Annotated in this window: 10 protein-coding genes; 2 read left to right on the top strand and 8 right to left on the bottom strand. The window is 69.4% G+C overall.

From position 1 onward, the window contains the following. Positions 1–85: 85 nt before the first annotated feature. The 3 genes from ACQPYZ_RS27360 to ACQPYZ_RS27350 all read right to left on the bottom strand — a co-directional run bounded on the left by ACQPYZ_RS27360 (position 86) and on the right by ACQPYZ_RS27350 (position 2226). Entirely contained in the window at positions 86–592 is a 507-nt protein-coding gene (locus tag ACQPYZ_RS27360) for a Uma2 family endonuclease (protein ID WP_433161110.1), read from the bottom strand. A gap of 65 nt (positions 593–657) precedes the next feature. After that, entirely contained in the window at positions 658–1491 is an 834-nt protein-coding gene (locus tag ACQPYZ_RS27355) for an SAM-dependent methyltransferase (RefSeq protein ID WP_433161108.1), read from the bottom strand. 102 nt (positions 1492–1593) lie between these two features. Then, positions 1594–2226 (bottom strand): mycothiol-dependent nitroreductase Rv2466c family protein, encoded by a 633-nt coding sequence (locus ACQPYZ_RS27350; RefSeq protein ID WP_433161107.1) that lies wholly within the window; start codon positions 2224–2226, stop codon positions 1594–1596. A gap of 60 nt (positions 2227–2286) precedes the next feature. On the opposite strand from ACQPYZ_RS27350, the gene ACQPYZ_RS27345 reads away from it, so the two are divergent. After that, a complete protein-coding gene (locus ACQPYZ_RS27345; RefSeq protein ID WP_433161106.1) occupies positions 2287–2871 on the top strand; it encodes a TetR/AcrR family transcriptional regulator in 585 nt (194 codons plus the stop codon). Here ACQPYZ_RS27345 and ACQPYZ_RS27340 read toward each other — a convergent pair. Together ACQPYZ_RS27340 and ACQPYZ_RS27335 are read right to left on the bottom strand one after the other, a co-directional pair. Further along, entirely contained in the window at positions 2852–4612 is a 1761-nt protein-coding gene (locus ACQPYZ_RS27340; protein WP_433161104.1) for an IucA/IucC family protein, read from the bottom strand. The genes ACQPYZ_RS27345 and ACQPYZ_RS27340 overlap by 20 nt on opposite strands. A 1-nt stretch (position 4613) precedes the next feature. Beyond that, positions 4614–5201, bottom strand: coding sequence for a GNAT family N-acetyltransferase (locus tag ACQPYZ_RS27335; protein WP_433161102.1), 588 nt, complete (start codon positions 5199–5201; stop codon positions 4614–4616). Between the two features lie 164 nt (positions 5202–5365). On the opposite strand from ACQPYZ_RS27335, the gene ACQPYZ_RS27330 reads away from it, so the two are divergent. Next, a complete protein-coding gene (locus ACQPYZ_RS27330) occupies positions 5366–6046 on the top strand; it encodes a GOLPH3/VPS74 family protein (RefSeq protein ID WP_433161101.1) in 681 nt (226 codons plus the stop codon). A 17-nt stretch (positions 6047–6063) separates the two neighbouring features. On the opposite strand, the gene ACQPYZ_RS27325 is transcribed toward ACQPYZ_RS27330, so the two are convergent. Genes ACQPYZ_RS27325 through ACQPYZ_RS27315 form a run of 3 tightly spaced genes read right to left on the bottom strand, consistent with a single transcriptional unit; the run spans position 6064 to position 9567 of the window. Continuing rightward, complete coding sequence (locus ACQPYZ_RS27325; protein WP_433161099.1) at positions 6064–7623, bottom strand: acyl-CoA synthetase; 1560 nt, start codon at positions 7621–7623, stop codon at positions 6064–6066. 10 nt (positions 7624–7633) lie between these two features. After that, entirely contained in the window at positions 7634–8758 is a 1125-nt protein-coding gene (locus tag ACQPYZ_RS27320) for a DUF5938 domain-containing protein (protein ID WP_433161097.1), read from the bottom strand. Positions 8759–8760: 2 nt separating this feature from the next. Then, positions 8761–9567 carry an SDR family NAD(P)-dependent oxidoreductase gene (locus ACQPYZ_RS27315; protein WP_433161095.1) on the bottom strand — a complete coding sequence of 269 codons (807 nt, stop codon included), beginning with the start codon at positions 9565–9567 and terminating at the stop codon, positions 8761–8763. Between the last annotated feature and the right edge of the window lie 33 nt (positions 9568–9600).

Raw genomic sequence — 9600 nt, 5'->3', positions numbered from 1 at the left:
CGCCATTTCAGTGATCTGCCCCGGGTTGCCCCGCGATCTGCCCCGGGTTGCCCGCGATCTGCCCTGCGATGCCCTGCGTTGCGGCTCATCGGGTGAGGGTGGCGGGGGACAGGGTGATGGGGAACGGAGTCGTCGTGTGGAAGGTTTCTTCTGCCTGGACGACGGCTTGGCAGGTGTAGCCGGTGGGGGTCAACTCGAGGACGGTGAGTTCGGCGTGGGTGGGGTCCAGGAGCCAGTAAGACTGGACGGCGTGGGTTTCGTAGAGGGCTCGTTTGAGGACCACGTCGGTGGTGCGGGTGGTGGGGGAGAGGACCTCGACGGCGAGCACGGGTGGGGTGCTCACGAGGTGGGGGCCGGCGTCGGCGCGGTGGCAGACGAGGAGGTCGGGGCGGAGGGAGACGCCGCGGGTGGGCCGGAAGTCCACGGAGCCGACGGCGACCAGGAGGTGCGGTGGGCAGGCCTGTTTGAGTTGGATCATCAGCGCGACAACGGCGGCGTGGTGGGCCGGTGGCTGGACGCCTGTTACCAGCAGACGTCCGTCCACGACCTCGTACCGACGCCCGTCGCGCGGGACGGTGGCAAGCTGGGTCACCACCTCAGCTTGACCGAAGTCGTCGTGCCGCCGCGGAAGTTATCCACAACGGCACGACGGGTGGGTCAGGGCTTGCGGGCGACGCCGACCCAGAGGCTGCACATGACGTCGGTGAACTCGCCCTTCTCGACGAGCTTGGTGGTCTCCTCGTCCGGGTGCCAGCGGAACGGCGCGGAGACGCCGGGCTCGACCAGCTCGAGGCCGTCGAAGAAGCGGGTGACCTCTTCCTTGCTGCGGACCTGCGCGTCCCCGCCGTCGGCCTTGTAGACCTGGATCGCCCGCTCCCACAGGTCGGGCGCGAAATCCGGCGTACAGTGCGAGAAGATCAGGTACGACCCGGAGGCGAGCGGCTCGACCAGCTGCCTGACCAGGTCGTACGGCTTCAGCTCGTCGGGCAGGTAGTGGAACACGCCGACCAGGCTGAGCGCGACCGGCTTGCTCAGGTCGAGCGTCTCCTTGACCTCTTCGGAGTTGATGATCGACTGCGGGTCGGTCACGTCGGCCTCGAGGTACGCCGTCTTGCCCTCCGGCCGGCTGCTCAGCAGCGCCCGCGAGTGCGCCAGCACGATCGGGTCGTTGTCCGCGTAGACGATCCGCGCCTCGGGCACGATCTGCTGGACGACCTCGTGCAGGTTGGGGCTGGTCGGGATGCCGGTGCCGATGTCGAGGAACTGGGTGACGCCCTGCTCGGCCACGTAGCGGGCGGAGCGGTGCATCCACATCCGGTTCGACAGCGCCGCCGTCCGGAAGCCGGGGAACGCCTGCAGCAGGTGCTCGGCCGCCTGCCGGTCGATCTCGAAGTTGTCCTTGCCGCCGAGGAAGTAGTCGTAGACGCGGGCGCCGTGCGGCCGGTCCAGCCTGAGTCGCTCGTACATGGCAGGTACTTCGTTGTCGGCCACTGCTGCTCCCTACTCCGGTGCTGATCCCCGCGGCAGAGAGATGGTAACTGATATGCGACAGTACGTGACCAGTCCGGCCCGAACCTTTGCCGGAATCGAAGGTCAGACCGCGAAACTCGGCACCGGCGGTGACGCCGGCGACAGCCCGATGAACGACGGTTCCGCGGCCAGGATCTCCAACGCGTCCCAGATCTCCAGCCCGCCGTCGACCGGCAGCGGCGCCGACACCACGGCTCCACGGAACAGCACTCGTGGCCCGGCGGCGAGGGTCGGCACGACCGGGGTGCCGACCAGGGCCGACAAGGCGGCGGTGGAGCTCTCGATCACCGCGTCCCACCGCGGGTCGTCGGCCGCGGCCAGCCAGGAACGCTCCAGCCCGGCGGCCGCGAGGGCCTCGTCGAGTACGCCGGGGCCTGGTGCCTGAGGCGGTCCCGGGACGAAGACCCGCGAACCCCACTCGAGGTAGAGCCGCTCGATCGCGGCCGCGTGGCCGGCGTCCCGGAGCGCCTCGAAGACGCGCAGGACCCGGGTCGATTCTTTGCTTGTGGCAACCGCTATGGCGCGGACGAACTCCGGCATACCGGGCGGCTGGGCGGTCGCGCCGTCGCGCATCCACAGGCTGTGGGACCGGAAGGTCAGTCGCAGGTCGCGGTGGGGCGCGATCGACGTGAGCCAGCGGACGGCCAGCCAGGTCCACGGGCAGGCCGGGTCGACGTACAGGTCGAGCGATCTCATCAGACTCTCCATCTGCTCATCAAAGTAAGACTATGATGAACAGAGTGCTAGATTGCCGCCGTGGATGTCAAGGAGTCGCACCGCGAACGCCAGGCTCGCGCGACCAAGGAGCAGGTCGCCCAGGCGGCGCGCGGCCTGTTCGCCGAGCAGGGGTACGTCGTCACGACGATCGCGGCGATCTCCGCGGCGGCCGGGATCCCGGCGCAGACGATCTACTCGGCGTTCGGGAACAAGCCGGCCATCCTGCGCGAGATCTCCCGGCTGTGGATCGCCGAGGCGGACACCCGGCGGCTGGCCCAGGAGTCACTCGTCATCAGCGACCCGGCCGAGCGGCTCCGCAGCGCGGCGCACTGGCATACGCGCCAGTTCGAGACCGGGATCGACGTCATCCGGATCTACCAGGAGGCCGCCCGCGCGGACGCGCGGATGGCCGCGGAGATGCAGCGCGTCTGGGCGGCCCGTGAGCACGAGCTCGAGCTCTTCCTGCAGTCGTTCAAGGGGCAGCTGAAGCCGCGGGCCCTGGACATCTTCCTGGCCTGTACGGCGGCCGAGGTCTACCAGATCCTGGTCCTCGACCGGAGCTGGCCGGTCGAGGACTACGAAGCCTGGCTGGGCGACACCCTGGTCAGTCAGTTGCTTCCGTGACCAGGGGGTTGTCGAGGAGGCCGGCGTACTGCAGGGAGCCGGCGAGGTCGGTCAGGTCGACCATCTGCTGGTTGTTCTTGAGCTGGAGCCGGTTCAGGCAGGACAGCTCGAACGTCGGCGCGAAGACGTCGTACTTCGCGAAGGCGTCGGCCAGCTCCGGCGTGAGCGACTGGTAGTCCCGGATCGCCGCGGCCACCACCGACCAGAACTCCGCCGGCGTCAGCAGCCCCTCGCGGTCGAGCAGCGGCGAGAGGAACCGGAAGATGCAGTCGAAGATGTCGGTGAAGACCGCCTGGAGCTTGTCCGCGTCCGGTACGACGGCGCGCACCCGCTCGGCGTCCGGCGGCAGCGGGGTGTCCGGGCTCATCACCGCGATCTCCTCGGCGATGTCCTTCATGATCGCCCGGATCGGCACCGCGTCCCGCAGGACCAGGATGAGGTTCTCGCCGTGCGGCATGTAGGCGAGCTCGTACGCGTAGAGGCTGTGCAGCACCGGGATCAGGTAGGCGTCCAGGTACGCCCGCAGCCAGTCGGCCGGCGCCAGCCCGGAGGCGCGGATCAGCGCCGCGGCCAGGGACGCGCCGTTGCGGTCGACGTGCAGCAGGCTCGCCATCGTCGCCAGCCGCTCACCCGGCTCCAGCGCCGGGACCGGGCTCTCCCGCCACAGCGCCGCGAGCATCTTCCGGTACGGCGACGTCTTCTCGGTCGCGGCCTCGTAGTACTCGTTGTGGTAGCCGGCCGCCGCGATCTCGCGCAGCACGGAGAACCCGTAGCGCTTCAGCACGACGTCGTTCTCGACCACGCCGTACACCCAGTCGTTGATCGCCGGGGTCTTCTCCATGTACGCCGGGGAGAGGCCGCGCATGAAGCCCATGTTCAGCACCGACAGCGCGGTCTTGACGTAGTGCCGCTCCGGGTGCGACCGGTTGAAGAACGTCCGGATGGACTGCTGCGGCTGGTACTCGTCGTCGCTGGCGCCGACGTGGATGATGTGCCGCTGCGCGATGTCGGCCGCGAACGTGATCGACGTCTTGTTCTCCCACTGCCACGGGTGCACCGGCAGATACACGTACTCATCCGGATCGGCGCCGACGGCAACGATCCGGTCGGCGAACCGGCGCAGTACGTCGTCGCCCAGGTCGGTCCGGAGCAGGTCGTCGTACGTGATCGTGCTGCTGTGGGAGATCGTCGTCCGGTCCTTGCGGACGGCGATCCAGGTCAGCCGGACGGCGGCGCCGGTCTCGGGCGCGAACGCGCGGTAGTCGGTGACGCCGAACCCGAGCCGGCCGTTGTTGGCGACGAAGCACGGGTGGCCCTCGGTCATCGCGGCCTCGATCGCCTGGAAGTCCGCGCCGACCAGGTCCTCGGCGGTCAGCTCGGGCTTGGTGAGCTTGTACGCCGAACTCGCGAGCGTGCTGCTGATCTCCTCGAGGTACACCGGCAGCATCTCGGCGCCGATGCCGAGCTGCTGGTGGAACTCGGTGATGAAGTCGAGCGCGTCGACCGGTGCGTCCTGGCCGGCCCGCTCCCGGGTGATGCTCGCGCCGTCGACGTCCCAGTGGTTCAGCGGGTACAGCCGGGCGGCGAACGTGTACCGGCTGGTGTCGTTGACCAGCTCGTACAGGTTGCCAGCAGCAACCGGTTCGAGAATCCGCTCGTGGGTGAACTCGGCGATCGCCTTGCGGACCAGGGCCCGGTTCGCGACGGCCCAGGTCTCGGGGGTCAGGTGGTCGGTCGTCATCTCAGCCTGCCTCGTTCATCCGGGTCGCCTCGGCGTACTGGTCGCGGGTGCAGAAACTCAGCCAGGCCTGCTTGTCCGGCAGGTCCACGATGCTGTGCTTGCGGAACCCCATCCGTTCGTTGAGCGCCTGGATCTTGGCGTTGCGGACGTCGGGCTCGACCACGATCCGGTCGACCAGCGGGTCGGTGAACAGACTGTCCAGGATCGTCTCGAAGACCGCACCGGTGAACCCGGGGACCCGGGTCCGCGGCGGGGCGACCAGCACGTGCATCCCGATGTCGCCGGGCGCGACGTCGTACACAGTGCCGACGGCGTCGTACGCCGGTTCGTAGCGCTCCATCAGGAACGCCGGCCGGCCGTCGTGCTCGCCGAGGAACGCCTGGTGGTGACCGGTGCGCTCGATCCGGAGGTACTCCGCGTGCACGTCCTCGACCGAGGCCTCCAGCAGGCCCCAGTACCGCGCGTACGGCTGGGTGACCCAGCTGTGCAGGGTGGGCACATCCTCGGTCAGGTCGAACGGCCGGAGGCTGAGGGTGCCGATGCCGGCGAAGAAGCGCCGGTACAGCGGCTCGGGCAGTGCTGTGGTCATGGCGGTCTGCTTTCGAGGTGGGCGAACCTGTTAGCTAAGGCTTACCTTACTTGATAGCTGACCCGGCACGGACGTGGGGTCGGTCACCCACGACTGAAGTCGGAGATCCGGGGTAGCCCGCGCGGCTGATGTGCGCCGGACGCCGGCCTGCCTACGTTGGAGACATGTTGATTGCCGAAGATCTCTTGCTGCTGTTGTACGACGACGAGAGCGGGAAGCCGATCGCCGGATCGCCCGGCCTGGACTACGCGCTGGCCGGAGCCGTGCTGATCGAGCTGACCCTGCTCGGGAAGCTGGACGTGGCCGGCGAGGGCGAGCAGGTCAAGCGCGGCCGCCTGAAGGTCCTGGACCCGAGCCCGACCGGGGACCCGGTCCTGGACGAGCGGCTGGCGTACGTGGCCGACAAGCCCGGCAAGCGACCGAAGGACCAGCTCGGCCGGCTCTCCAAGAAGCTGCGCGACCAGTTGCTCGCCCGGCTGGCCGAGCGCGGGGTGCTCGAGGCCGACGAGAACAAGGTGCTCGGCATCTTCCCGGTGACCCGCTGGCCGGCCAAGGACGCCCGGCACGAGGCCGAGGTCCGGGCCGCGCTGGAGAGCGTGCTGAAGGTCGGTACGACGCCGAACGAGCGCACCGGGGCGCTGATCGCGCTGCTGAGCGCGCTGAACGTCGTACCGAAGGTCGTCACCGACGCGGTCGACAAGAAGGCGCTCAAGCAGCGCGCGAAGGAGATCGCCGAGTCGGACTGGGCGGCGGACGCGGTGAAGAAGGCCGTCGCGGAGATGCAGGCCGCGGTCACCACCGCGATCGTCGTGTCCTCGACCGCCGCGACCGCCGGCAGCAACTGATCCGGCGAGAGGCCCGCCTAGCCGGCGGCCAGGCGGGCCTTGATGTCGGCCTTCAGGACCTTGCCGACCTTGGACCGCGGCAGGTCCGGCCAGACCAGCACCTCCTTGGGTGCCTTCACGCTCCCGATCCGAGCCTTCACGAACGCGATCAGCTCGCCGGGATCGGCCTCGGCGCCGGGCTGCTGCTGGACGACGGCCACCACCCGTTCGCCCCACTTGTCGTCGGGCCGGCCGATCACCGCGCAGTCCCGGACGGCCGCGTGCGCCATCAGCGCCTGCTCGACCTCGGTCGAGTACACGTTGAAGCCGCCGGTGATGATCATGTCCTTGGCCCGGTCGACGATGTAGAGGAAGTTGTCCTCGTCCAGGTAGCCGATGTCGCCGGTGTGGTGCCAGCCGTGCCGGGACACCTCGGCGGTCGCCTCGGGGTTGTGGTAGTACCCGCGCATCACCAGTGAGCCGCGGACGACGATCTCACCGCGTTCGCCGCGCGGTAGCAGTGCGCCGTCCGGCGCCATGATCGCGGTGGTGACCAGCGGCGACGGCCGTCCGGCCGACGCCAGCCGGGTGCGCGCGATGTTGCCGTCAGCATCGAAATGGTCGGCCGGTGCCATCGTCGAGATCATCATCGGCGCCTCGGTCTGGCCGAACAGCTGGGCCATCACCGGGCCGATCCTTCGCAGCGCCTCCTCGAGCCGGGCGACCGACATCGGCGCGGCGCCGTACCAGAAGCAGCGCAGCGACGAGAGATCGGTTGCGTCGAGCTCCTCGGCCGCGAGCACCATGTAGATCAGGGTCGGCGGCAGGAACGTGTGGGTGACGCCGTGCGCAGGGATCAGCCGGAGGAACTCGTGGACGTCGGGCGTCCGCATGATCACGATCTCGCCCCCGCAGGCCAGCACCGGGAAGCACAGCACCCCGGCCGCGTGGGTCAGCGGCGCGAGCGCGAGGTAGACCGGCCGGTCGCCGAACGGGTAGCTCATCAGTGTCAGCGCCGTCATCGTCTCCAGGTTGCCGTTGGTCAGCATCACCCCCTTCGGCCGACCCGTGGTCCCACCGGTACCGACGATCAACGCCAGATCGTCGGGACCGGTGAGATCGGGTGCCGGCTGGGACACGCCCCCGCAGAACGCGTCCCAGCCGACGCTCCGGCCGTGGAGGTGAGGGGGTTGGCCGGAGCCCGGATCCCGGTCCAGGCAGACGAAGGTGTGGACCTTCGGCAGCCGGTCCCGGATCCGCTCCACCAGCGGCGCGAACGCCGCCTGGTAGATCAGCACCTCACAGTCGAACTGGTCGAGCAGCTCGCGGTTCTCGGCCGCCTCGTTGCGCGGGTTGACCGGGCACCAGACCGCACCGGCCCGGCTGATCCCGAACACGCAACCGAAGGCGACCGGGTCGTTGGCCGACAGGATCGCGACCTTGCCGCCCGGCCGTACGCCGGCCGCCGCGAGACCGGCCGCGATCCGGTACGACAACTCCTGGACGTCGGCGTACGAGAGGGTCTCGCCGTCGGTGGTCAGGCACGGCGCGTCCGGACCCAGCGAGGCTCCCTTGTCCAGGTAGTCGACCAGTCGCACTGCTCCTCCTTCAGTGCAGGACCGTGAGCTGTGGTTCGGTGACGAGGCCGAAGCTGCGCAGTACGCCGAGCAGCTCGCGGTGGCCGAAGGCCTGGCAACCGCTGGCGAAACCCACCCGCTTCGGCGGCGTCTGCAGCAGCGAGTACGCCGCGTACGCCTGGAGCAGACCGGTCTGCTGGTAGTTGTTGTTGCCGTGGATGACGCAGTGCGCCCGGCCGAGTGGACCGGAGGCGTGCACCGAGTCCAGCGTCTTGTTCACCCGTGGGTTCTCCCGGGGCGGCATCTGGTTCATCACCTGGCGCGCGGTCTCGGTCAGGGCCGCGTTGCGCTCGTCCGGCGCCATGTCCTTCGTTGCTTCGAGCGCGCCGGCGACGATCTGCGGTACGCCGTTCATCAGCGCGGCGTTGAAGACACCGCCCTGGGCCTTGCAGTTGGCGACGCGCGGATCGCGCTTGAACCAGACCGGGTGTGACATACCGCCCCAGGGCAGGGACAGCGCCAGCTCGTGGTGACCGGGGACCACCAGCGGCACCAGTCCCTGCTCCGGGAACTCGACGTACGCGTTCCGCTCCAGGTAGTGCGCCTTGGAGGTGGCCGCGTTGACCAGGATGGTGCGGGTCGAGGCGATGGTCGGGCTGCCGCCCCAGAAGACGGCGATGTCCAGGGTGTCCAGGCCTGGTTGTTCGAGGCACAGTTGTGCGGCGATCTCGCTGGTCGTGTACATCTGCGCGATGCCGGGGGCCAGCAGGAGACCGGCCTCGGCGAACTGCGGACCGTACGTCTCGTCGCAGGTCATCAGCCAGTCCTGCTCGCCGGTCGTGTCGGTGTAGTGCGCACCGGCCGCGAGCGCCGCCTCGACCGCGGCCGGGCCGAGCTCACTGAACGGGCCGACCGTGTTGAGTACGACGGAGGCGCCCTTGAACAGATCGGTCAGCGCGGCCACGTCGTGGTCCACCACGGCCACCTCGTAGTCGGCCGTCTCGATGCCGGCGACGTGCGACTCCATCGACTCCATCAGCCGCTCCTCGCTGCGGCCGGCGGCCACGAACGGGACGTGGTACTGGCGGAGGTACTCGCAGACCAGCCGGCCGGTGTAGCCGGAGGCGCCGTACACCACGACAGGCTTGTCGGTCATGGTCACATCCCCATTCCGCCGTCGACGGGCAGGCCGATGCCGGTGATGAACCGGGCCTCGTCCGACGCCAGGAAGACGACCGCGTCGGCCATGTCGGTGACCTCGCCGAGCCGGCCGGCCGGGGTCAGCCCGACCACGGCGGCGACGGCTGCCTCAGGCGACTCGAACAGGCCGAGCTCGGCCACGTCGTTGGCCAGTCCGGCCCCCATCGCGGTCGGCACCAGGCCGGGGTAGATGCAGTTGACGCGGACGCCGTACCCGAGCTTGCCGGACTCCATCGCGGCCACCCGGGTGAGCCGGTCGACCGCCGACTTGGTCGCGGAGTAGACCGCGATCCCGGGGAAGGCGATGGTGGCGGCGACCGAGGCGACGTTGACGATCGCGCCGCCCTGCCCGGCGAGACCGTCCGGCCGCATCGTCCGCAGGCCCCACTTGATGCCGAGCGTGGTGCCGAGCACGTTGACCTCGAGCATCCGGCGGATCTCGTCGGCGGTGACCTCGGTGAGCAGGCTGGTGATCTCGATCCCGGCGTTGTTCACCAGGATGTCCAGGCCGCCGAGGATGTCGTTGGCGGCGATCACCGCGTTCTCCCAGCTGCCCTCGTCGGTGATGTCGTGGGCGACGAACCCGTGGCCTTCGCCGTACTCGCCGTCGAGTGCGTCGGCGACCGCCTCGCCGGTGTCCTTCTGGATGTCGCTGATCACCACTTTGGCGCCGGCCGCCGCAAGTGCTCTCGCCATTCCTTCGCCGAGCCCCTGGGCTCCGCCGGTGACGAGGGCCTTGCGGCCGGAGAGGTCGAGTCCGCCCATCTGAAGCTCCTTTGCTCGAAGGACCGCTGCGTT

This window comes from Kribbella sp. CA-247076 (assembly GCF_050942445.1).
In the GTDB taxonomy this organism is placed as follows: Bacteria; Actinomycetota; Actinomycetes; order Propionibacteriales; family Kribbellaceae; genus Kribbella.
Note: the sequence above shows the minus strand (reverse complement) of the source record. Positions and strands in the feature narration are given on the sequence as shown.

Bases quoted from the DNA above. Each gene is read 5' to 3' on its own strand.
- ACQPYZ_RS27340 (WP_433161104.1), bottom strand. From the start codon at position 4,612: ATGACGACCGACCACCTGACCCCCGAGACCTGGGCCGTCGCGAACCGG.
- ACQPYZ_RS27350 (WP_433161107.1), bottom strand. From the start codon at position 2,226: ATGAGATCGCTCGACCTGTACGTCGACCCGGCCTGCCCGTGGACCTGG.
- ACQPYZ_RS27315 (WP_433161095.1), bottom strand. From the start codon at position 9,567: ATGGGCGGACTCGACCTCTCCGGCCGCAAGGCCCTCGTCACCGGCGGA.
- ACQPYZ_RS27335 (WP_433161102.1), bottom strand. From the start codon at position 5,201: ATGACCACAGCACTGCCCGAGCCGCTGTACCGGCGCTTCTTCGCCGGC.
- ACQPYZ_RS27320 (WP_433161097.1), bottom strand. From the start codon at position 8,758: ATGACCGACAAGCCTGTCGTGGTGTACGGCGCCTCCGGCTACACCGGC.
- ACQPYZ_RS27330 (WP_433161101.1), top strand. From the start codon at position 5,366: ATGTTGATTGCCGAAGATCTCTTGCTGCTGTTGTACGACGACGAGAGC.